Here is a 26,346-nt window from a genome sequence, read left to right on the forward strand (position 1 = left end):
CTCCTCAAGTTCTGAGACAAGGACGTGAAACACGTTGTTTCACGTCCTTGTCTCGGCCGCGTCCCGACCCTGGGGGAGCGGGCGAGCCGCGCCGTTCGTGATCGGGGGCGAGGGAGCGTGGCAGGCGGTTACCCGACCGAATAATGTGAACAGCAGGTTTCCGGCCGCCCCCACGCCGCTCGTTCCAGAGTGGTGGGCCGCGTAAGCGACAAAAGCTGACGCAACGTTGAGGGCCCCAGGCTGCCCGGAGTTCCGGGCGTCCTTTCGCGAGGCGTGTCGCGTCCAGAGTGCGGAGTACGTTCGATGAGCAGCAGCGACCTGTCGAAGCGAATCGCGAACCTGTCTCCGGAAAAGCGCGCGGAGCTCCTGAAGAAGCTGGCCGCGCAGAAGGCGGCCACGGGCAACACGGGTCGCGGCCTGCTGATGGCGAGGGATCGCTCACAACCGGCGACGCTGTCATTCGCGCAGCAGCGGCTGTGGTTCATCGACCAGTTGGAGCCGGGCAGCCCGCTCTACAACGTGCCGGTCGCGGTGCGGCTGGAGGGCGCGCTCGACGTGGCGGTGCTGGAGCGCTCGCTCCTGGAGGTGGTGCGGCGGCACGAAGCGCTGCGCACGACGTTCCACGGCGGTGACACCGGGCCGGTGCAGCACTTCCTGGACACCCCCGTGCTGGAGCTGGAGCGGGTGGACGTGACGGAAGGGGACGCGGCGGCGCGCGAGGCGGAGGCGTGGGGCTGGATGAAGGCGGGGGCGCTGCGTCCGTTCGACCTCGCGAAGGGCCCGTTGATGCGCGGCCTGCTGGTGCGGCTGGGGGAGCAGGAGCACCTGTTGCTGGTGTCGATGCACCACATCGTCTCGGACGGGTGGTCGCTGGGCGTGTTGGTGCGCGAGGTGGCCGTGCTGTACGACGCCTTCGCGCGGGGGCAGCCCTCGCCGCTGCCGGAGCTGGCGGTGCAGTACGCGGACTTCGCGGCCTGGCAGCGGGAGACCCTGCAGGGGGCGGTGCTGAACAAGCAGCTCGGGTACTGGCGCGAGCAGCTGCACGGGGCTCCGCCGGCGCTGGAGCTGACGACGGACAAGCCGAGGCCCGCGACGAGGAGCTTCCGCGGAGCGCGGCACCTCCTCCAGTGGCCGCGCGAGCTGATGGACGCGCTCAAGGCGCTGGGGCAGCAGGAAGGCGCCACGTTGTTCATGGTGCTGCTGGCCGGCTGGCAGACGTTGCTGTCGCGCTACTCCGGGCAGGACGACGTGAGCGTGGGGTCTCCGATGGCGGGCCGCACCCGCTCGGAGCTGGAAGGCCTCATCGGCATGTTCGTCAACACGCTGGTGCTGCGCACGCGGTTCCACGAGGCCCCTTCGTTCCAGGCGCTCCTGCGCCAGGTGCGCGAGACGCTGGTGGGCGCGACGGACAATCAGGACCTGCCCTTCGAGCGACTGGTGGAGGCGCTCCAGCCGGACCGCGACCTGGGGCGCAGCCCGTTCTTCCAGGTGATGTTCGTGTTGCAGAACGCGCCTCGCGGCCCCGTGGCCGTGCAGGGGATGAAGCTGCACGCGATGGAGGTGGACACCCGCACGGCGAAGTTCGACCTGCTCCTCCAGCTCGCGGAGACGGAGCAGGGGCTGCGCGGCTACCTGGAATACGACACCGACCTGTTCCACGCCGCCACCCTGGCGCGCATGGCGGATCACCTGCGCGTGCTGCTGGAGGGAGCGGCGGCGCATCCGGAGGTCCCCGTGTCGCGGCTGCCCTTGGTGGCGGACGGCGAACGCCAGCAGCTCGTGGTGGACTGGAACCGGACGACGGCCGGGTACCCGCGAGAGGTGTCTGTCCATGCGCTCTTCGCGGCGCAGGCGCGCAGGACGCCGGACGCGGTGGCGCTCAAGCAGGCGCAGGACGGGCGGACGCTGACGTACGCGGTGCTGGACGCACGGGCGAACCAGCTCGCGCACCACCTGCGGAGTCTGGGCGTGAAGCGGGGCACGCGGGTCGGTGTCTACGTGGAGCGCTCGTTCGAGATGGTGGTGGGGCTGCTGGCCATCCTCAAGGCCGGCGGCGCGTACGTGCCGGTGGACCGCAACTACCCGGCGGAGCGCATCGCCCTGCTGCTGGAGGACGCGGGCGTCGAGGTGACGCTGACGCAGCAGCCGCTCCTGGAGAAGCTGCCCGCGGGGTCGGGAGCACCGCTCTGCCTGGACACGGCGTGGGAGGCGATTGCCCGCCAGCCGGAGACGGCTCCTGACGTGGAGGTGGACGGGGACGACCTGGCGTATGTGATCTTCACGTCGGGCAGCACGGGCCGTCCGAAGGGCGTGTGCATCCCGCACCGGGGCATCACGCGTCTGGTGTTGAGCAACGACTTCATGCGCTTCGGCGCGGACGAGGTCTGGTCACAGCTGGCGCCCGTGGCGTTCGACGCGTCCACGTTGGAGGTGTGGGGCGCGCTGCTGCATGGAGCGAAGCTGGTGCTGGCGCCGCCGCACACGCTGACGCTCGAAGAGGTGGCCGGGCTGGTGAAGCAGGAAGGCATCACCGCCCTGTGGCTGACGGTGGCCCTGTACGAGCAGATGGCGCTGCATCAGGCCGAAGCCCTGGCGCTGACAAGGCAGGTGCTCTCGGGCGGTGACGTGCTGCCGGTGCAGCGCCTGCGCGAGCACGTGGCCCGGTTGAAGCCCGGCATGTTGCTGGTGGCTGCCTATGGCCCGACGGAGAACACCACGTTCTCCACCACCCATGCGCTGCGCCAGGGCTCGGAGCTGGAGTCCTCGGTGCCCATTGGTCGGCCCATCAGGAACTCGACCGCGTACGTGCTGGATGCGCACGGGGCCCTGACAGGCATCGGCATCCCGGGCGAGCTGTACGTGGGCGGAGAAGGCATCGCCTGGGGCTACCTGAACCGACCGGACCTGACGGCGGAGCGCTTCGTGCCGCACGGCTTCAGCACGGAGCCGGGAGCGCGGCTGTACCGCACGGGCGACAAGGCGCGGTGGAAGGAAGACGGCACGCTGGAGTTCCTCGGGCGCACCGACCTCCAGGTGAAGGTGCGCGGCTTCCGCATCGAGCTGGGCGAAGTGGAAGCAGCCCTCACCCTGCACGCCAGCGTGGCGGAGGCGGTGGTGGTGGTGCGCGTGGTGGGCGCGGACAAGCAGCTGGTGGGGTACGTGGTCCCGAAGGCGGGCGCGCCGCTGGAGGCGATGGAGCTGAAGGCCCACCTGCGTCAGCGGCTGCCCGAGTACATGGTGCCCGCCGTCTTCATGGTGCTGGACGCGCTGCCGGTGAGCGCCAACGGCAAGGTGGACCGCAGGGCCCTGCCGCAGCCAGAGGCCCCGCGCTCGGAGCAGGAGTACGAGGCGCCGCGCACGGAGGTGGAGGCGACGCTGGCGGCCATCTGGGCGGAGGTGCTGCGGGTGCCGCGCGTGGGCGTGCACGACAACTTCTTCGAGCTGGGCGGTCACTCGCTGCTGGCCACGCAGGTCGTGTCCCGCGTCCGTACGGAGCTGGGCGCGGAGCTTCCCCTGCGTGCGCTGTTCGAAGCGCCCACGGTGGAGGCCCTGGCCCGGCGCCTGGAACAGGCCTCCCGACCGAGCCTGATGGCGATGGAAGCGACGGAGGGCGAGCACGCCCGGCCGTTGTCGTTCGCGCAGCAGCGGCTGTGGTTCATCGACCAGCTGGAGCCGGGCAGCCCGCTCTACCACGTGCCGCTGGCGGTGCGGCTGGAGGGAGTGCTGGAGGTGTCCGCGCTCCAGTCGGCGCTCGACGAACTCGTGCGCCGCCACGAGGCCTTGCGCACGACGTTCAACGTGCGCGACGGAGCGCCCGTGCAGGTCGTGCACCCGCCGTCCGCGATGTCGTTGGAGGTGGCGGACCTGCGCGGCTTCGACGCCGAGGGCCGGCAGGAGGAAGCCCGTCGGCAGGTGATGGCGCAGGGACTGCGGCCCTTCGACCTGGCGCAGGGGCCCCTCGTCCGCGCGCAGCTGATCCGGCTGGATGAAGAAGACCACCTGCTCGCGATCACGATGCACCACATCGTGTCGGACGGCTGGTCCCTGGGCGTGCTCGTGCGCGAGGTGGGCGCGATGTACGCCGCGTTCGTGCAAGGACAGACGCCGACGCTGCCGGAGCTGCCCGTGCAGTACCCGGACTACGCGGCCTGGCAGCGCGGCTGGCTTCAGGGCGACACGCTCGAGCGGGAAGTGGACTACTGGAAGCAGCGACTCGCGGGAGCGCCGCCCGTGCTGGAACTGCCCACCGACTGGCCGAGGCCCGCGGTGCGCGGCCAGTCAGGCGCGATGCACTTCTTCCACTGGTCCCCCGCGCTGACGCGAGGCTTGAAGGCGCTGGCCCAGCGCGAGGGCGCCTCGCTGTACATGGTGCTGCTGGCGGGTTGGCAGGTGTTGCTGTCGCGCTACTCGGGACAGGCGGACCTGAGCGTTGGTTCGCCCATCGCGGGCCGGACGCGTTCGGAGCTGGAAGGCCTCATCGGCTTCTTCGTCAACACGCTGGTGTTGCGTGCGCAGGTGGAAGGCGACCGGTCCTTCCGCACGCTGTTGAAGCAGGTGCGAGGCACGGTGCTCGAAGCCTACGAGCACCAGGAGGTGCCGTTCGAGAAGCTGGTGGAGGTGCTCCAGCCCGAGCGGAGCCTGAGCCATTCGCCCCTGTTCCAGACGTTGCTGACGCTGCAGAACGTGCCGCAAGGGGACCTGCGGCTGCCGGGCATGACGCTCAAGCCGGTGATGCTGGAGAGCCGCACCTCGAAGTTCGATCTGAGCCTCTTCTTCGTGGAGGAGGATGAAGGACTCCGGGGAACGCTGGAGTACAGCACGGACCTGTTCAAGGCCGTGACGGTGCGCCGGATGGTGGAGCACCTGCGCGTCCTGTTGGAAGGCACGCTGTCGCGCCCCGAGGAGGCGGTGAGCCGCCTTCCGATGTCGGATGCGTCGGAGCGCGAGCAGGTCCTCAAGGCCTGGAACCAGACAACGGCCGAGTATCCGCGAGAGAAGCCTGTTCATGCGCACTTCGCGGCGCAGGCGCGGGCGACGCCAGGGGCGGTGGCGCTCAAGCAGGCGCAGGATGGACGGACGCTGACGTACGCGGTGCTGGACGCACGGGCGAACCAGCTCGCGCACCACCTGCGCGGCCTGGGCGTGAAGCGGGGCACGCGGGTCGGCGTCTACGTGGAACGCTCGTTCGAGATGGTGGTGGGGCTGCTGGCCATCCTGAAGGCCGGTGGCGCGTACGTGCCGGTGGACCGCAACTACCCGGCGGAGCGCATCGCCCTGCTGCTGGAGGACGCGGGCGTCGAGGTGACGCTGACGCAGCAGTTGCTCCTGGACAAGCTGCCCGGAACCGCAGGCAGGCGGCTGTGCATGGACACGGCGTGGGAGGAGATTGCCCACCAGCCGGAGACTGCACCCGCCGTGGAGGTGGGTGGAGATGACCTGGCCTACGTGATGTTCACGTCGGGCAGCACGGGCCGCCCGAAGGGCGTGTGCATCCCGCATCGCGGCATCACGCGTCTGGTATTGGGCAACGACTTCATGCGCTTCGGCGCGGAGGAAGTCTGGCTGCAATTGGCGCCCGTGGCGTTCGACGCGTCCACGTTGGAGGTGTGGGGCGCGCTGCTGCATGGAGCGAAGCTGGTGCTGGCGCCGCCGCACACGCTGACGCTGGACGAAGTGGGAGCCCTGCTGAAGCAGGAGGGCATCACCGCCCTGTGGCTGACGGCGGCCCTGTACGAGCAGATGGCGCTGCATCAGGCCGAAGCCCTGGCGCTGACAAGGCAGGTGCTCTCGGGCGGTGACGTGCTGCCGGTGCAGCGCCTGCGCGAGCACGTGGCCCGGTTGAAGCCCGGCATGTCGCTGGTGGCTGCCTACGGTCCGACGGAGAACACCACGTTCTCCACCACCCATGCGCTGCGCCAGGGCTCGGAGCTGGAGTCCTCGGTGCCCATTGGTCGGCCCATCGGGAACTCGACCGCGTACGTGCTGGATGCGCACGGCGACGCGGTGGGCGTGGGCGTGCCCGGCGAGTTGTACGTCGGCGGAGAGGGCCTCGCCTGGGGCTACCTGAATCGCCCGGACCTGACGGCGGAGCGCTTCGTGCCGCACGGCTTCAGCACGGAGCCGGGAGCGCGGCTGTATCGCACGGGCGACAAGGCGCGGTGGAAGGAAGACGGCACGCTGGAGTTCCTCGGGCGCACCGACTTCCAGGTGAAGGTGCGTGGCTTCCGCATCGAGCTGGGCGAAGTGGAAGCGGCCCTCATCCAGCACGCCAGCGTGGCGGAGGCCGCGGTGGTGGTGCGGGACGTCGGCGGAGACAAGCGACTCGTGGCCTGGCTCGTGGCGAAGCCGGGACAGGAGCTGGATCCGAAGGCGGTGGAAGCAGCGCTGCGGCAGCGACTGCCGGAGTACATGGTGCCGTCGGCCATTGGCGTGCTTGAAGCGCTGCCCCTGAGCGCCAACGGCAAGGTGGACCGCAAGGCCCTTCCCACGCTGGACGTGCCCCAGGTGGGCGTCCAGTACGAGGCACCTCGCACGAAGACAGAGGAGCGCCTGTCAGCCATCTGGGCCGACGTGCTGCGTGCCCCCCGGGTGGGCGTGAAGGACGACTTCTTCGCGTTGGGAGGTCATTCGTTGCTGGCCACGCAGGTGGCCTCGCGTCTCCGTTCGGAGCTGGGCGTGGAGCTGCCGTTGCGCGCGCTGTTCGAGGCGCGGACGTTGGAGTCGCTCGCCCAGCGCATTGAAGAGGCCGCGGGCTCCAGCACGAAGGGGCCGAGGCCAGTGCAAGGCGACGCGCCGCGCCCCCTGTCGTTCGCGCAGCAGCGGCTGTGGTTCATTGATCAGCTGGAGCCGGGCACCTCTCTGTACAACGTGCCGGTGGCGGTGCGACTGGAGGGCACGCTGCGCCAGGAGGTGCTGGAGCAGGCGCTGCATGAGATCATCCATCGCCACGAGGCCCTGCGGACCACGTTCACCGAGGAGCACGCGCAGGCCGTCCAGGTCATCCACCCGAACACGGTGCTGCCGCTGGATGTGGAGGATCTCCAGGGGCTCGGGAAGACCCAGCGGGAGGAGGCGGCACGGCGTCAGCTCGGGCAGGAGATGCTCAAGCCGTTCGACCTGAAGCAGGGGCCGCTGGTCCGCGCACGGCTGTGGAAGCTGGATGCGCAGGAGCACGTGCTCGTCATCACGATGCACCACATCGTGTCGGACGGCTGGTCGGTGGGCGTGCTCGTGCGAGAGGTGAGCGCGCTGTATGCGGCGTTCGCCCAGGGGCGTCCGTCGCCGCTGCCGGAGCTGCCGGTGCAATACGCGGACTACGCGACCTGGCAGCGACAGGAGTTGCAGGGCGAGACGTTGCGGCGCGAGGTGGACTACTGGAAGCAGCGGTTGGTGGGAGCGCCGCCCGTGCTGGAGCTGCCCACGGGCCGTCCGCGGCCGGCGGTGCGCGGCAATGCGGGTGGGTCCTACCGCTTCCGATGGCCTCATGCGCTGGAGCAGGGATTGCGCGGCCTGGGCCAGCGCGAGGGTGCGTCGCTGTACATGGTGCTGCTGGCGGGCTGGCAGGCCTTGATGGCGCGCTACTCGGGGCAGCCGGACGTGAGCGTGGGTTCGCCCATCGCGGGCCGGACGCGCTCGGAGGTGGAGGGACTGATCGGCTTCTTCGTCAACACGCTGGTGTTACGTGCGCAGGTGGACGGCGCCGTGTCGTTCCGGAAGTTGCTCGGACAGGTGAGGGAGACGGTGCTGGGGGCGTACGAGCACCAGGAGGTGCCGTTCGAGAAGCTGGTGGAAGCGTTGCAGCCCGAGCGCAGCCTGAGCCACACGCCGCTCTTCCAGACAATGCTCGCGGTGCAGAACATGCCCATGGAGGAGGCGAGGCTCCCGGGGCTGGTGCTGAAGCCGGTGGAGCTGAGCGCGGGCACGTCGAAGTTCGATGTGAGTGTCTTCTTCACGGAGACGCCGCAGGGGCTGAGCGGCGCGGTGGAGTACAGCACCGAGCTGTTCGAGGCCGGGACGATCCGCCGGATGGTGGAGCACCTGCGCGTGTTGATGGAAGGCGCGCTCGCGAAGCCGGAAGAGGCGGTGGGCCGGCTGCCGATGCTGACGGAAGCGGAACGGCACCAGGTATTGGTGACGTGGAACCAGACGCAGGCGGAGTACCCGCGTGACGCGACGATTCCCCAGCTCTTCGAGTCGCAGGCACGAAAGACGCCGGAAGCCATCGCGGTCATCAGCGGGAAGCAAAGGCTGACGTACCGGGAGGTGGAGGCGAAGGCGAACCAGTTGGCGCACCGGCTGCGCAAGCTGGGGGTGGGCCCGGAGTCACGCGTGGGTCTGTGCGTGGAGCGCACGGCGGACGTGGTGGTGGGAACGCTGGGCATCCTCAAGGCCGGTGGCGCGTATGTGCCGCTCGACCCGAGCTATCCGAAGGAGCGTCTGGGCTGGCTGCTGGAGGACGCGCAGGGCCCGGCGTTGGTGGCGCACTCGCACCTGCTGGAATCCCTGCCGGCCTTCACCGCGCAGGCGGTGTGCTTGGACACAGACGCGACGTTGGCGACGGAGTCGGACAGGTCGCCGGACATGCAGGTGCAGCCGGAGAACGTGGCGTACTTCATCTACACCTCGGGCAGCACGGGCCGGCCCAAGGGCGTGGCGGTGACGCACCGGAACGCGGTGGCCTTCCTGACGTGGGCACAGGAGACATTCGAGGAAGAAGAGACAAAGGCCGTCCTGGCGGCAACGTCCCTCAACTTCGACCTCTCCGTGTTCGAGCTGTTCGCGCCGCTGGTGCGAGGCGGCAGCGTGGTGGTGGTGCGCAATGCCTTGCACCTGGCGGAAGAGAAGGTAGAGGCCGAAGTCACGCTCATCAACACGGTGCCATCGGCGATGGCGCAGTTGGTGCGGTTGGGAGCGGTGCCCCCGTCGGTGCGCGTGGTGAACCTCGCGGGCGAAGCGCTGCCGGAGACGCTGGCGAAGCAGGTGTACGGCGTCCCCACGGTGCGCAAGCTGTACAACCTCTACGGCCCCTCTGAAGACACGACGTACTCGACGTGGTCGCTGGTCGGCCGCGAGGAAGTGCCGAACATCGGCCGGCCGCTCAGCAATACACGCGCGTACGTGCTGGACGCGTACCTGCAACCGGTACCGGTAGGCGTGGCGGGAGAGCTGTACCTCGCGGGCGAAGGCCAGGCGCGCGGCTACCTGCTGCGGCCAGAACTCACGGCGGAGAAGTTCCTGCCAGAAGTGCACGGTCCCTCGGGCAGTCGCATGTATCGCACGGGAGACCGGGTGCGGTTCCGGGCGGACGGCGTGCTGGAGTACCTGGGCCGGGTGGACTTCCAGGTGAAGGTGCGTGGGTTCCGCATCGAGCTGGGCGAAGTCGAAGCCGCCCTGCGCCAGCAGGACACGGTGAAGGACGCGGTGGTGGTGGCGAAGGGGGAGGGCGCGGAGAAGCGGCTCGTCGCGTACGTCGCGGCGAAGGCCGGAGCCACGTTGGAAGCGGAAGCGCTGAAGACCAACCTGCGCCAGCGGTTGCCGGAGTACATGGTCCCCGGCACGGTGGTGGTGCTGGAGGCCCTGCCGCTCAATGCCAACGGGAAGGTGGACCGCAAGGCCCTTCCGGAGCCGGAGGCGCCGCAGTCCGGCAGCACCTACGAAGCCCCGCGCACGGAGCTGGAGGCGAAGCTGGCGGCCATCTGGGCCGAAGTGCTGCGACTCCCGCAAGTGGGCGTGAAGGACAACTTCTTCGCACTGGGCGGCCACTCACTGATGGCCACCCAGGTGGTGTCGCGGGTGCGTTCGGAGACGGGCGCGGAGTTGCCCCTGCGCGCACTCTTCGAAGCCCCGACGGTGGAGGCCCTCGCCAAGCGCCTGGAGAAGGCGTCTCGCGCGAGCACGATGGCCATGGAGTCGGCGGCAGGAGCTGCCTCCCGGCCGTTGTCATTCGCGCAGCAGCGGCTGTGGTTCATCGACCAGTTGGAGCCGGGTACGCCCCTCTACAACGTCCCGATGGCGGTGCGCCTGGAAGGCGAGCTCCGCCAGGAGGTGCTGGAGAAGGCACTGGACGAAGTGATGCGACGCCACGAGGCGTTGCGGACGACCTTCGCGGAGGAGAACGGTCAGCCCACCCAGGTCATCCATCCAGAGATGAAGCTACCGTTGGAGACGGTGGATCTCCACGCAGCGGATGCCCGGTCGCGAGACGAGGAAGCGCGGCATCGGATTGAGCGGGAGGTGTTGAAGCCATTCGACCTGAAGCAAGGTCCGCTGGCCCGGGCGCTGCTGCTGAAGCTGGATGCGCGAGAGCACGTGCTCATCGTCACGATGCACCACATCGTGTCGGACGGCTGGTCAATGGGCGTGCTCGTGCGCGAGGTGGGCGCGCTCTACGCGGCGTTCGCGGAAGGGCGACCGTCGCCCCTGCCAGAGCTGCCGGTGCAGTACGCGGACTACGCGCGCTGGCAGCGGCAGGAGCTGCAGGGCGAGGCATTGCAGCGCGAGGTGGACTACTGGAAGCAGAAGCTCGCGGCGGCTCCCCCCATGTTGGAGCTGCCCACGGACCGCCCGAGGCCCTCGGTGCGCGGCAACGCTGGCGCGCTCCAGTCCTTCCTCTGGCCCCATGCCCTCGTCCAGGAGTTGAGGGGTCTGGCTCAACGTGAGGGCGCCTCGCTGTACATGGTGCTGCTGGCGGGCTGGCAAGCCCTGCTGTCGAGGTACTCGGGGCAGACAGACATCAGCGTGGGTTCGCCCATCGCGGGGCGGACGCGCTCGGAGGTGGAAGGCCTCATCGGCTTCTTCGTCAACACGCTGGTGTTGCGTGCGAACGTGGAGCCAGCCGGGTCCTTCCAGGCGCTGCTGAAGCAGGTGCGGGAGACGGTGCTGGAAGCGCAGGAGCACCAGCAGGTGCCGTTCGAGAAGCTGGTGGAGGCGCTGCAGCCGAAGCGTGACCGGAGCTACACGCCGTTGTTCCAGGTGCTCCTGGCGCTGCAGAACCTGCCCATGGGCGAGGCGCGTCTGCCCGGGGTAACCCTCAAGCCCGTGGAGCTGGAAAGCAAGACATCGAAGTTCGACCTGAGCATCGTCTTCGTGGAGACGCCGCGAGGCCTGGACGTCCTGCTGGAGTACAGCACCGAGTTGTTCGAGGCCGGGACGATCCGCCGCATGGTGGAACACCTGCGCGTGTTGATGGAAGCAGCGGTGGCGAGGCCGGAAGAGGCCGTGGGCCGGCTGCCGATGCTGACGGAAGCGGAACGGCACCAGGTATTGGTGACGTGGAACCAGACGCAAGCGGAGTACCCGCGCGACGCGACGATTCCCCAGCTCTTCGAGGCCCAGGCACGGAGGACGCCGGAAGCCATCGCGGTCATCAGCGACAAGCAAAGGCTGACGTACCGGGAGGTGGAGGCGAAGGCGAACCAGTTGGCGCACCGGCTGAGGAAGCTGGGCGTGGGGCCCGAGTCGCGGGTGGGCCTGTGCGTGGAGCGCACGGCGGACTTGGTGGTCGGAACGCTGGGCATCTTGAAGGCCGGCGGCGCGTACGTGCCGCTGGACCCCAGCTACCCGAAGGAGCGGTTGGGCTGGTTGCTGGAGGATGCGCAGGGACCGGCGCTGGTCGCGCACTCGCACCTGCTGGAGTCCCTGCCGGCCTTCACCGCGCAGGCGGTGTGCCTGGACCGTGCCGAGACCCTGGCGAAGGAGTCCAGCACGCCGGCACCGACGGAAGTGCAGCCGGAGAACGTGGCGTACTTCATCTACACCTCGGGCAGCACGGGCCGGCCCAAGGGCGTGGCTGTGACGCACCGGAACGCGGTGGCGTTCCTGACGTGGGCGCAGGAGACGTTCGAGGAGGAAGAGACGAAGGCCGTGCTGGCGGCGACTTCGCTCAACTTCGACCTTTCCGTGTTCGAGCTGTTCGCGCCGCTGGTGCGGGGCGGCAGCGTGGTGGTGGTGCGCAATGCCTTGCACCTGGCGGAAGAGAAGGTGGAGGCCGAAGTCACGCTCATCAACACGGTGCCATCCGCGATGGCGCAGTTGGTGCGGTTGGGAGCGGTGCCCCCGTCGGTGCGCGTGGTGAACCTCGCGGGCGAAGCACTGCCGGAGACGCTGGCGAAGCAGGTGTACGGCGTCCCCACGGTGCGCAAGCTGTACAACCTCTACGGCCCGTCCGAAGACACCACGTATTCGACGTGGTCACTGGTGGGTCGCGAGGAAGTGCCGAACATCGGTCGTCCCTTGGCGAACACGCGCGCGTACGTGCTGGACACGTACCTGCAACCGGTACCGGTGGGCGTGGCGGGAGAGCTGTACCTCGCGGGCGAAGGCCAGGCGCGCGGCTACCTGCTGCGGCCGGACCTCACGGCGGAGAAGTTCCTGCCGGAAGTCCACGGCCCCGCGGGCAGCCGCATGTACCGCACGGGAGACCGGGTGCGGTTCCGGGCGGACGGCGTGCTGGAGTACCTGGGCCGCGTGGACTTCCAAGTGAAGGTGCGAGGCTTCCGCATCGAGCTGGGCGAAGTCGAAGCCGCGCTGCGCCAGCAGGACACGGTGAAGGACGCGGTGGTGGTGGCGAAGGGGGAGGGCGCGGAGAAGCGGCTCGTCGCGTACGTCGCGGCGAAGGCCGGAGCGACGCTGGATGCGGAGTCGCTGAAGACCAGCCTGCGCCAGCGGTTGCCGGAGTACATGGTGCCCGGCACGGTGGTGGTGCTGGAGGCCCTGCCGCTCAATGCCAACGGGAAGGTGGACCGCAAGGCCCTGCCGGAGCCGGAGGCGCCGCAATCCGGCAGCACCTACGAAGCGCCGCGCACGGAGACGGAAGCGAAGCTCGCGGCCATCTGGGCAGAGGTGCTGCGGGTGATGCGCGTAGGCGTGAAGGACGACTTCTTCGCGCTGGGCGGGCATTCACTGCTGGCCACGCAGGTGGTGTCACGGGTGCGTACGGAGCTGGGCGCGGAGCTGCCGCTGCGCGCCTTGTTTGAAGTGCCCACGGTGGAGGGATTGGCCCAGCGTCTGGAGAAGACGTCTGGCTCGAACTCAGTGAAGCTGGAGAGGGCCACGCGGGAGGTTTCCCGGCCGCTGTCGTTCGCGCAGCAGCGGTTGTGGTTCATCGATCAGCTGGAGCCGGGCACCTCCCTGTACAACGTGCCGGTGGCGGTGCGCCTGGAAGGCGAGCTCCGCCAGGAGGTCCTGCAAAGGGCGCTGCGTGAAGTCCTTCGACGCCACGAGGCGTTGCGAACGACGTTCGCGGAGGAGAATGGCCAGCCCATCCAGGTCATCCACGCGGAGACCGACCTGCCGTTGGGTGTGGTGGAACTCCAAGGGCTGGAGGCCTCGCGGCGGGACGAAGCGGCACGGCATCATCTCGGGCAGGAGTTGCTGCGGTCGTTCAATCTCCACACCGGCCCCCTTGTCCGCGCCCAACTGCTGAGACTGGGCGAGAAGGAACACATCCTCTTGATCACGATGCATCACATCGTGTCGGACGGATGGTCGATGGGCGTGCTCGTGCGGGAGGTCAGCACGCTGTACGCAGCGTTCGCGGAAGGGCGACCGTCGCCCCTGCCGGAGCTGCCGGTGCAGTACGCGGACTACGCGACGTGGCAACGGAGCCGCCTGCAAGGCGAGACGTTGCGGCGCGAGGTGGATTACTGGAAGCAGCAGTTGGTGGGAGCGCCGCCCGTGCTGGAGCTGCCCACGGACCGTCCGCGTCCGGCGGTGCGCGGCAATGCCGGCGCGGTCGAGGTCTTCCAATGGCCGCATGCGCTGGAGCAGGGCTTGCGCGACCTGGCCCGGCGTGAGGGTGCGTCGCTGTACATGGTGCTGCTGGCGGGCTGGCAGGTGTTGCTGTCGCGCTACTCGGGACAGACGGACCTCAGCGTGGGTTCGCCCATCGCGGGGCGCACACGTTCGGAGGTGGAAGGCCTCATCGGCTTCTTCGTCAACACGTTGGTGCTCCGGGCGGACCTGTCCGGAGGGGCGGATTTCCGCGGGCTGCTCGGGCAGGTGAGGGAGACGGTGCTGGGGGCGTACGAGCACCAGGAGGTGCCGTTCGAGAAGTTGGTGGAAGCGTTGCAGCCCGAGCGCAGCCTGAGCCACACGCCGCTCTTCCAGACGATGCTCGCGGTGCAGAACATGCCCATGGAGGAGGCGAAGCTTCCGGGGCTGGTGCTGAAGCCGGTGGAGCTGAGCGCGGGTACGTCGAAGTTCGACGTGAGTGTCTTCTTCACGGAGACACCGCAGGGGCTGAGCGGCGCGGTGGAGTACAGCACCGAGCTGTTCGAGGCCGGGACGATCCGCCGGATGGTGGAGCACCTGCGCGTGTTGATGGAAAGCGCGCTGACGAAGCCGGAAGAGGCGGTGGGCCGGCTGCCGCTGCTGACGGAGGCAGAGCGTCAGCAGGTGCTGGTGACGTGGAACCAGACGCAAACGGAGTACCCGCGCGACGTGACGATCCCCCAGCTCTTCGAGGCGCAGGCTCGGAGGACGCCCGACGCGGTGGCGGTCATCAGCGGCAAGCAAAGGCTGACGTACCGGGAGGTGGAGGCGAAGGCGAACCAGCTGGCGCATCGGCTGCGCAAGCTGGGGGTGGGCCCCGAGTCGCGCGTGGGCCTGTGCGTGGAGCGCACGGCGGATGTGGTGGTGGGAACGCTGGGCATCCTGAAGGCCGGTGGCGCGTACGTGCCGCTCGACCCCAGCTACCCGAAGGAGCGGCTGGGCTGGCTGCTGGAAGACGCGCAAGGTCTGGCGTTGGTCGCGCACTCGCACCTGCTGGACTCCCTGCCAGCTTTCACCGCGCAGGCGGTGTGCCTGGACACAGACGCGACGTTGGCGACGGAGTCGGACAGGTCGCCGGACATGCAGGTGCAGCCGGAGAACGTGGCGTACTTCATCTACACCTCGGGCAGCACGGGCCGGCCCAAGGGCGTAGCGGTGACGCACCGGAACGCGGTGGCCTTCCTGACGTGGGCACAGGAGACCTTCGAGGAAGAAGAGACGAAGGCCGTGCTGGCGGCAACGTCGCTCAACTTCGACCTCTCCGTGTTCGAGCTGTTCGCGCCGCTGGTGCGAGGCGGCAGCGTGGTGGTGGTGCGCAACGCCTTGCACCTGGCGGAAGAGAAGGTGGAGGCCGAAGTCACGCTGATCAACACGGTGCCGTCAGCGATGGCGCAGTTGGTGCGGTTGGGAGCGGTGCCCCCGTCGGTGCGCGTGGTGAACCTCGCGGGCGAAGCCCTGCCGGAGACGCTGGCGAAGCAGGTGTACGGCGTCCCCACGGTGCGCAAGCTGTACAACCTCTACGGCCCGTCTGAAGACACGACGTACTCAACGTGGTCGCTGGTGGGCCGCGAGGAAGTGCCGAACATCGGCCGGCCGCTGACCAACACGCGCGCGTACGTGTTGGACACGTACCTGCAACCGGTGCCCGTGGGCGTGGCGGGTGAGCTGTACCTCGCGGGCGAAGGCCAGGCACGCGGCTACCTGCTGCGGCCAGAACTCACGGCGGAGAAGTTCCTGCCGGAAGTGCACGGGCCCGCGGGCAGCCGCATGTACCGCACGGGCGACCGGGTGCGGTACCGGGTGGACGGCGTGCTGGAATACCTGGGCCGGGTGGACTTCCAGGTGAAGGTGCGAGGCTTCCGCATCGAGCTGGGCGAAGTCGAAGCCGCCCTGCGCCAGCAGGACACGGTGAAGGACGCGGTGGTGGTGGCGAAGGGAGACGGCGCGGAGAAGCGCCTCGTCGCGTACGTCGCGGCGAAGGCCGGAGCGACGCTGGAAGCGGAGGCGCTGAAGACCAGCCTGCGTCAGCGTTTGCCCGAGTACATGGTCCCCGGCACGGTGGTGGTGCTGGAGGCCCTGCCGCTCAATGCCAACGGCAAGGTGGACCGCAAGGCCCTGCCGGAGCCGGAGGCGCCGCAATCCGGCAGCACCTACGAAGCACCGCGCACGGAGCTGGAAGCGCAGCTGGCGGCCATCTGGGCCGAAGTGCTGCGACTCCCCCAGGTGGGCGTGAAGGATGACTTCTTCGCGCTGGGCGGCCACTCGCTCCTGGCCACCCAGGTGGTGTCACGGATCCGCGCGGAGGTGGGCGCCGAGCTTCCCCTGCGCGCGCTCTTCGAAGCTCCCACGCTGCAAGCCCTCGCCCAGCGCGTGGAGAAGGCCAGCAGCTCCCGGGCTACGGCCCTGCGCCACATCCCCGAAGACATGGCGCAGCCGCTGTCGTTCGCGCAGCAGCGGCTGTGGTTCATCGACCAACTGGAGCCGGGCACGGCGCTCTACAACGTCCCCGTGGCGGTGCGCCTGGAAGGCGACCTGGACGCAGCGGCACTGGAGCGCGCCCTGCGCGAAGTCGTGCGCCGTCATGAGTCCCTGCGCACCACCTTCGAGGAGCAGTCCGGCGAGGCCATCCAGGTCATCCATGCCTCCCTGCCGCTGGAGCTGGCGCGCGTGGACCTGCGGAACCTCGACGCATCCCAGCGAGAGGCCGAGGCCCGCCGCCGGGTCGAGCAGGAGATGATGCGGCCCTTCGACCTGCTGCGCGGGCCGCTGATCCGCGCGCGGTTGTTCGCCCTCGGCGACCGTGAGCACGTGCTCGTCATCACGATGCACCACATCGTGTCGGACGGGTGGTCGCTGGGCGTGCTGGTGCGCGAGATGGGAGCGCTGTACGCGGCCTTCTCCACGGGGCGTCCCTCGCCCCTGCCGGAGCTGCCCCTGCAGTACGCGCGCTACGCGGCGTGGCAGCGCGGCTGGCTCCAGGGTGACGCGCTGGCGCGACAGGTCGGCTACTGGAAGCAGAAGCTCGGGGGGGCGCCGCCGGTGCTGGAGCTGCCCACGGACCGCCCGCGTCCGCCCGCGCAGAGCATCACGGGCGCGACGCATGCCTTCACCCTGTCCCGCCCGCTGGTGGAAGGGCTCAAGTCCCTGGCCCAGCGCGAAGGTGCGTCACTCTTCATGGTGCTGCTCGCGGGCTGGCAGGTGCTGCTGGCGCGCTACTCCGGACAGACGGACCTCAGCGTGGGGGCGCCCATCGCGGGCCGCACGCGCTCGGAGCTGGAAGGGCTCATCGGCTTCTTCGTCAACACGCTGGTGCTGCGGACGAACGTGGACGGCCGCGCGTCCTTCCGCGACCTGCTCGCCCAGGTGCGTGAGACGGTGCTGGAGGCGTACGAACACCAGGAGGTGCCGTTCGAGAAGCTGGTGGAGGCCCTCCAGCCCGAGCGCAGCCTGAGCCACACGCCGCTCTTCCAGACGATGCTGTCGCTCCAGAACGTCCCCATGGGAGAGGTGCGGTTGCCGGGCCTGGCGCTCAAGCCGGTGGACCTGGAGAGCCCCATCGCGAAGTTCGACCTGAGCGTGACGCTCATGGAGACGCCGCGAGGCCTCGCGGGCGTCCTGGAGTACAGCACCGCGCTGTTCGACGCGAGCACGCTCCACCGGATGGCCTCGCACCTGACGACGCTGCTCGAAGGCATCGTGGCCCGTCCCACCGAGCGCGTCGCCCGACTGCCGCTGCTGTCCGCCGACGAGCGCGCGCAGGTGGTCTCCACCTGGAACGACACGCGCCTGTCCGTGCCCTGGGACGGCTGCTTCCACGAGTGCGTGGAGACGCAAGCGCGCGTCGCGCCCGGCAGGCTCGCGGTGTTGGACGGCACGGTGCGGCTGGACTTCGAACAGCTCAACGCGCGCGCCAACCAACTCGCCCACTGGCTGCGCGAGCGCGGCGTGGGGCCCGAGGTGCGCGTGGCGCTCTTCATGGAGCGTTCGGTGGACCTGGTGGTGGCGGCGCTCGGCGTGATGAAGGCCGGCGGTGCCTACGTGCCGCTGGATCCGGCGTGGCCTTCCGAGCGGCTGGGTTGGCTCGCGAAGGACTGCGGCGCGCGCTGGGTGCTCACGCAGCGCATGCTCGCCGGGGCGCTCCCGGAGGGGCTGGAGACCCTGTGCCTGGACGACACGGGGCCGCGCGAGGCGCTGGCCCGGCAGTCGAGTGACAACCCGGTCCGCCTGAGCCTCCCGACGCACCTGGCGTACCTCATCTACACCTCGGGCAGCACGGGGCGCCCCAAGGGCGTGATGGTGCAGCACGCGTCGATGATGAACCTGCGCGCCGCGCACAAGGTCATGACGTTCGCGGGCATCACGGAGCCGGTCCGGGTGAGCTTCAACGCGCCCCTGGCATTCGACGCCTCGGTGCAGCAGTTGGTGCAGTTGGCGGACGGTCACGCGCTCTGCATCGTGCCGGCCGGCGTGCGCGAGGACGTGGCGCGCACGGCGGCGTGGTTGGAGGAGCAGGAGGTGGACGTCCTCGACTGCACGCCGGCGCACCTGCGCCTGCTGCTGGATGAAGGACTGGGCACGCGCCGACCGATGCGCGTCCTGGTGGGTGGCGAGGCGGTGGACGATGCGCTGTGGGCGCGGCTCGCGGCGCTCCCGGGGCTCAAGGCCTTCAACGTGTACGGGCCCACGGAGTGCACGGTGGACGTCACCGCGCGCGCCATCGCGATGGACACGGCGCGCCCGGTGCTGGGCCGGCCGATGGCCAACATGCAGGCCTACGTGCTGGACCCCGAGCTGCAACCCGTGCCGGTCGGTGTGCCGGGCGAGCTGTACGTCGGCGGTGCGGGGCTCGCGCGGGGGTACCTGGAGCGGCCAGAGCTGTCGGCGGAGCGCTTCGTGCCGGACGGTCTGGGAACGCAGCCGGGCGGACGGCTGTACCGCACGGGAGACCGCGTGCGGTGGCTGGCCTCCGGCGAGCTGGAGTACCTGGGCCGCCTGGACTTCCAGGTGAAGCTGCGGGGCTTCCGCATCGAGCTGGGCGAGGTGGAGACGGCGCTGGCGCAGCAGCCCGGCGTGAGCGAGGCCGTGGTGCTCGTGCGCGGGGACGGCGCCGACAAGCGGCTCGTCGGCTACGTCGTGGCGAAGGAGGGCCACGCGCTGGACGCGGACACGCTGCGGAGCGGCCTGCGGCAGGGCCTGCCCGAGTACATGATGCCCGCGGCGCTGGTGGTCCTGGACGCGCTGCCGTTGAACGCCAACGGGAAGGTGGACCGCAAGGCGCTGCCGGAGCCGGAGGCGCCTCGGGCGGGCAGCACCTACGAAGCGCCGCGCACGGAGGTGGAGGCGAAGCTCGCGGCCATCTGGGCGGAGGTGTTGCGGTTGGAGCGCGTGGGGGTGAAGGACAACTTCTTCGCGCTGGGTGGGCACTCGTTGCTGGCGACGCAGGTGGTGTCGCGCATCCGCACGCGGCTGGGTCGGGAGATGCCGCTGCGGCTGTTGTTCGAGGCGCCCACGGTGGAAGCGCTCGCGCTGCGGCTCTCCCAGGCCGGCAGCTCGGGTGTCCCGGCGCTGGTCGCGCGGAGCCGTCCGGTGTCGGTGCCGCTGTCGTTCGCGCAGCAGCGGTTGTGGTTCATTGATCAGCTGGAGCCGGGAAGCCCGCTCTACAACGTGCCGGTGGCGGTCCGGTTGGAGGGCGACCTGGACGCGAGGGCGCTGGAGCGCGCGCTGCACGAGGTCGTACGCCGTCACGAAGCCCTGCGCACCACGTTCGCCGAGGAGGGCGGTCAGCCCGTCCAGCGCATCCATGACACGGTGGAGCCGCCGTTGACGTCCGTGGACTTGAGCGCCCTCGGCGCTGCACGCGAGGACGAGGCCCGAAGCCGGGTGGCGCTGGAGCTGTCGCAGCCGTTCGACCTGAAGCAGGGGCCGCTGCTGAGGGCCCTGCTGCTGCGCCTGGACGCACGCGAGCACGTGCTCGTCGTCACGATGCACCACGCGGTCTCCGACGGTTGGTCCGTGAGCGTGCTGATCCGCGAAGTCGTCACGCTGTACGACGCGCTGACGCGGGGACAGCCGTGGACCCTGCCGGAGCTGCCGGTGCAGTACGCGGACTACGCGGTCTGGCAGCGCGACTGGCTGCGCGGTGAGGCGTTGCGGCGCGAGGTGGACTACTGGAAGCGGCAGCTCGTGGGAGCACCGCCCGTGCTGGAGCTGCCGACGGACCGTCCCCGGCCCGCGATGCGCGGCAACGCGGGCGCGACGCAAGGCTTCCGCCTGTCGCCGGAGCTGTCGCAGGGGTTGAAGGACCTGGCGCAGCAGGAGGGCGCGTCGCTGTTCATGGTGCTGCTGGCGGGTTGGCAGGCCTTGATGGCGAGGTACTCGGGGCAGGAGGACATCAGCGTCGGTTCGCCCATCGCGGGGCGCACGCGTTCGGAGGTGGAGGGGCTGATCGGCTTCTTCGTCAACACGCTGGTGTTGCGTGCGCAGGTGGATGGAGCCGTGTCATTCCGGAAGTTGCTCGGGCAGGTGAAGGAGACGGTGCTGGGGGCGTATGAGCACCAGGAGGTGCCGTTCGAGAAGCTGGTGGAGGCGTTGCAGCCAGGACGCAGCCTGAGCCACACGCCGCTCTTCCAGACGATGCTGTCGCTCCAGAACGTGCCCGAGGGCGAAGTGCGCCTGCCTGGGCTGACCTTGAAGCCGCTGGAGATGGAGGGCCACACGTCGAAGTTCGACGTGAGCGTCTTCTTCACGGAGACGCCGCAGGGACTGAGCGGCGCGGTGGAGTACAGCACCGAGCTGTTCGAGGCCGGGACGATCCGCCGGATGGTGGAGCACCTGCGCGTGTTGATGGAAGCGGCGGTGGCGAAGCCGGAAGAGGCGGTGGGCCGGCTGCCGATGCTGACGGAGGTGGAGCGTCAGAGAGTGCTGGTGGCGTGGAACCAGACGCAGGCGGAGTACCCGCGCGACGCGACGATTCCCCAGCTCTTCGAGGCGCAGGCACGGAAGACGCCCGAAGCCATCGCGGTCATCAGCGGCAAGCAGCGGCTGACGTACCGGGAGGTGGAGACGAAGGCGAACCAGTTGGCGCACCGGCTGAGGAAGCTGGGCGTGGGGCCCGAGTCGCGCGTGGGCCTGTGCGTGGAGCGCACGGCGGACGTGGTGGTGGGTACGCTGGGCATCCTGAAGGCCGGTGGTGCGTACGTGCCGCTCGACCCGAGCTACCCGAAGGAGCGGTTGGGCTGGTTGCTGGAGGATGCGCAGGGCCCGGCGCTGGTGGCGCATTCGCACCTGTTGGAGTCACTGCCGGCCTTCAGCGCGCAGGCGGTGTGCCTGGACACAGACGCGACGTTGGCGACGGAGTCGGACAGGTCGCCAGACATGCAGGTGCAGCCGGAGAACGTGGCCTATCTCATCTACACCTCGGGCAGCACAGGGCGGCCCAAGGGCGTAGCGGTGACGCACCGGAACGCGGTGGCCTTCCTGGCGTGGGCACAGGAGACCTTCGAGGAAGAAGAGACGAAGGCCGTGCTGGCGGCAACGTCGCTCAACTTCGACCTCTCCGTGTTCGAGCTGTTCGCGCCGCTGGTCCGTGGCGGCAGCGTGGTGGTGGTGCGCAATGCCTTGCACCTGGCGGAAGAGAAGGTGGAGGCAGAAGTCACGCTCATCAACACGGTGCCGTCAGCGATGGCGCAGTTGGTGAGGCTGGGCGCGGTGCCCCCGTCGGTGCGCGTGGTGAACCTCGCGGGCGAAGCGCTGCCGGAGACACTGGCGAAGCAGGTGTACGGCGTCCCCACGGTGCGCAAGCTCTACAACCTCTACGGCCCGTCCGAAGACACGACGTACTCAACGTGGTCGCTGGTGGGCCGAGAGGAAGTGCCGAACATCGGCCGGCCGCTCACCAACACGCGCGCGTACGTGCTGGACACGTACCTGCAACCGGTACCGGTGGGCGTGGCGGGTGAGCTGTACCTCGCGGGCGAAGGCCAGGCGCGCGGCTACCTGCTGAGGCCGGACCTCACGGCGGAGAAGTTCCTGCCAGAAGTCCACGGTCCCGCGGGCAGCCGCATGTACCGCACAGGAGACCGGGTCCGGTACCGGGCGGATGGCGTGCTGGAGTACCTGGGCCGCGTGGACTTCCAGGTGAAGGTGCGTGGGTTCCGCATCGAGCTGGGCGAAGTCGAAGCCGCCCTGCGCCAGCAGGACACGGTGAAGGACGCGGTGGTGGTGGCGAAGGGGGAGGGCGCGGAGAAGCGGCTCGTCGCGTACGTCGCGGCGAAGGCCGGAGCCACGTTGGAAGCGGAAGCGCTGAAGACCAACCTGCGCCAGCGATTGCCGGAGTACATGGTCCCCGGCACGGTGGTGGTGCTGGAGGCCCTGCCGCTCAACGCCAACGGCAAGGTGGACCGCAAGGCCCTGCCGGAGCCGGAGGCGCCGCAGTCCGGAAGCACCTACGAAGCCCCGCGCACGCAGCTGGAAGCGCAGCTGGCGGCCATCTGGGCCGAAGTGCTGCGACTCCCCCAGGTGGGCGTGAAGGATGACTTCTTCGCGCTGGGCGGACACTCGCTCCTGGCGACCCAGGTGGTGTCACGGATCCGGGCAGAGGTAGGCGTCGAGCTACCCCTGCGCGCACTCTTCGAAGCCTCCACCGTGGAAGCCCTCGCGAAGCGGCTGGAGAACGCCGAGCGCACGAGAGCACCGACGCTCACGTCCGTGTCCAGGGCCGCTCCGCTGCCGCTGTCGTTCGCGCAGCAGCGTCTGTGGTTCATCGACCAGTTGGAGCCGGGCACGGCCCTCTACAACGTGCCCGTGGCGGTGCGCCTGGAAGGCAACCTGGACACAGCCGCGCTGGAGCGCGCCCTGCGCGAAGTCGTACGTCGGCACGAAGCCCTGCGCACCACGTTCGCCGTGGGGAATCCCGAACCAGTCCAGCGGATCTCCTCCGATGGGGCCTTCTCGCTGACCACGGAGGAACTGAGCACGACGTCCGCGGGGGCGCGTGAGCAGACGGCCCAGCAGCGGGTGCGGCAGGAGGTGCTGCAGCCCTTCGATCTGGAGCATGGGCCGCTGTTTCGGGCCCTGTTGCTGAAGCTGGAGGCTCGCGAGCACGTCCTCGTCGTCACGATGCACCACATCGTGTCGGACGGTTGGTCGCTCGGCGTGCTCGTCCGGGAAGTGGGGATGCTCTATGCGGCCTTCGTGCAGGGGCAGCCGTCTCCGCTTCCGGAGCTGTCGTTGCAGTACGCGGACTACGCCGCCTGGCAGCGCGGCTGGTTGCAGGGAGCGACGCTCCAGCGGGAAGTGGACTACTGGAAGCGGAAGCTCTCCGGAGCGCCGCCGGTGCTCGAACTGCCCACGGACCGTCCGCGTCCGGCGGTGCGTGGCAATGCGGGCGCGACGCTCGGCTTCACCGTTCCGCGCGAGCTGACCGGGAAGTTGCGGAGCCTGGCCCAGCGCGAGGGTGCCTCGCTGTACATGGTGCTGCTCGCGGGCTGGCAGGTGTTGCTGTCGAAGTACTCCGGGCAGGACGACATCAGCGTCGGTTCCCCCATCGCGGGCCGTACTCGCAAGGAAGTGGAGAGCCTCATCGGCTTCTTCGTCAACACGCTGGTGCTGCGGGCGGACCTGTCCGGAGCCCCCAGCTTCCGGAGCCTGCTTCAGCAGGTGCGCGAGACGGTGTTGGAGGCGCAGGAGCACCAGGACGTGCCGTTCGAAAAGCTGGTGGAAGCGCTCCAGCCCGAGCGCAGCCGGGGCCACACGCCGCTCTTCCAGTCGCTGCTGGCGCTCCAGAACCTGCCCGTGGGCGAAGCGCGGCTGCCGGGCATGACGCTCAAACCCCTGGAGCTGGAAGGCGGCACGTCGAAGTTCGACCTGAGCGTCTTCTTCATGGAGACCGCGGACGGGCTCAGCGCGGTGTTGGAATACAGCACCGAGCTGTTCGAAGCCGCGACGGTGCGCCGCATGGTGGACCACCTGAACGTGCTCCTGGAGTCCGTGCTGCAACACCCCGAAGCCCCGGTGACCCGGCTGTCGATGCTGGATGCCACCGAGCGCCGTCAGGTCGTGGAGGACCGGAACCGCACGGCGGCGGAGTACCCACGCGCCACGTCGGTGCACGCGCGGTTCGAGGCCCAGGCCCGGAAGACGCCCGACGCGGTGGCGCTGAAGCTCGCGGAAGGGGAGGGGACGCTGACGTACGCGGCACTGGACGCGAAGGCGAACCAGCTCGCGCATCACCTGCGCGGCCTGGGCGTGGCGCGTGGCACGCGGGTCGGTGTCTACGTGGAGCGCTCGTTCGACATGGTGGTGGGCCTGCTGGCCATCCTCAAGGCGGGCGGCGCGTACGTGCCGGTGGACCGCAACTACCCGGCCGAGCGCATCGCGCTGCTGCTGGAGGATGCGGGCGTCGGAGTGACGCTGACGCAGCAGTCGCTCCTGGAGAAGCTGCCTGCCAGCGCGGGCACACCGCTCTGCGTGGACACGGCGTGGGCCGACGTCCGCCGCCATCCGGAGACAGCACCCGACGTGGAAGTCAGCGGAGACGACCTGGCCTACGTGATGTTCACGTCTGGCAGCACGGGCCGTCCGAAGGGCGTGTGCATCCCGCACCAGGGCATCACGCGTCTGGTGTTGGGCAATGACTTCATGCGCTTCGGCGCGGAGGAGGTCTGGCTGCAACTGGCGCCCGTGGCCTTCGACGCGGCGACGCTCGAACTCTGGGGCGCGCTGCTGCACGGCTCGAAGCTGGTCCTCGCACCGCCGCATGCCCTGACGCTGGACGAAGTGGGCGCGCTGCTGACGAAGGAGCGCATCAGCGCGCTGTGGCTGACGGCGGCGCTGTACGAGCAGATGGCGCTGCATCAGGGCGAAGCGCTGTCGGGAGTGAAGCAGGTGCTGGCGGGCGGCGACGTGCTGCCCGCGCAGCGCGTGCGTGAGCACGTGGCCCGGCTCACCGAGGGCTCCGTGCTGGTGAATGGATACGGCCCCACGGAGAACACCACGTTCTCCACCACGCACACGCTGACGAAGCACAGCGCGGTGGAGTCCGCGGTGCCCATCGGCAGGCCCATCGGGAACTCGACGGCGTACGTGCTGGACACGCATGGCGACGCGGTGGGCGTGGGCGTGCCCGGTGAGCTGTACGTGGGCGGAGATGGCCTCGCCTGGGGCTACCTCCACCGTCCGGACCTGACGGCGGAGCGCTTCGTGCCGCACGGCTTCAGCACGGAGCCGGGCGCACGGCTGTACCGCACGGGCGACAAGGCCCGCTGGAAGGAGGACGGCACGTTGGAGTTCCTGGGCCGCACCGACTTCCAGGTGAAGGTGCGCGGCTTCCGCATCGAGCCCGGAGAGATCGAAGCCGCGCTCTTGCGGCACGCCAGCGTGGCGGAGGCCTCGGTGGTGGTGCGGGACATCGGCGGGGACAAGCGGCTCGTGGCCTACGTGGTGGCGAAGCCCGGACAGGACCTGGATCCGAAGGCGGTGGAAGCAGCACTGCGGCAGCAACTGCCCGAGTACATGGTCCCGTCGGCCCTCGGCGTGCTGGACGCGCTGCCCTTGAGCGCCAACGGCAAGGTGGACCGCAAGGCCCTGCCCGCGCTGGAGGTCTCCGCCACCCAGGCCGAGGACTTCCTCGCCCCCCGGGACGCGCTCGAGTCGCAGCTCGCGACAGTGTGGGAAGAGGTCCTCGGCGTGCAGCCCGTCGGGGTGCGCACCAGCTTCTTCGCGCTCGGCGGCCACTCGCTGCTCGCGGTCCGCATGGTGGCCGTGCTGCGCGAACGCCTGGGCCGACACGTGCCCCTGGCCGCGCTCTTCCAACACCCCACGGTGGAAGCGCTGGCGAAGCTGCTGCGCGATGAAGCGGGAGCGTGGTCGCCGCTCGTCCCGCTGGAGAAGGGAGACGCGGGTCGCCGGCCCCTGTTCCTCGTGCACCCGGGTGGCGGCAACGTGCTCGCGTACCCGGAGCTGGCGCGGCGAATGGGCCCGGGCCAGCCCGTCATCGGCATCCAGGCGCGAGGCCTCCAGGCCGGCCAGCCCGTGGTGGAGACCGTGGAGGAGATGGCCGCCCTGTACCTGGGCGCCGTCCGCGCGGAACAGCCCGAGGGCCCGTACCTCCTCGCTGGCTGGTCGCTCGGTGGCGTCATCGCCTATGAGATGGCCCGGCAGCTCCGCGCGCAGGGACAGGCCGTGGGGCTGCTGGCGCTCGTGGATGCCTTCGTGCCCGGGGTGCAGGCGCCCTCCGGTGATGCGCAGGACGCCGACGGCCGCGTGCGCGTCGCCTTCGCCCAGACCGTGGCCCAGGCCTTCTCGCTGACGCTGCCGGTGTCGGACGAGTCCCTGGAGCGCATGGACGACGAAGCCATGCTGGGGACGCTGCTGACCCTGGGCGTCCAGGCCCGCCTCCTGGAGGAAGCCACGGGCCGCGAGCAATTGCGCGCCCTGTTCCGCGTCTACCAGGCCAACCTTCGCGCCATGGACCGCTACGTGCCCGGACCCTACGAGGGCCCCGCGCTGTTGCTCGCCGCCACCGAAGCCACTCCCACGCCGGGTGTGCCCCGTCACCGGGGCTGGGCGCCCTTGGTG

At 69.7% G+C, this 26,346-nt stretch carries 1 protein-coding gene; it reads left to right on the top strand.

Annotated features, from left to right (window positions below):
* Positions 1–303: 303 nt before the first annotated feature.
* Positions 304–26,346 (top strand): non-ribosomal peptide synthetase (locus tag D7V97_RS02995; protein WP_147444663.1); only part of this gene is annotated, 26,043 nt, incomplete at its 3' end.

Source organism: Corallococcus sp. CA053C (assembly GCF_003611675.1).
GTDB lineage: Bacteria > Myxococcota > Myxococcia > Myxococcales > Myxococcaceae > Corallococcus.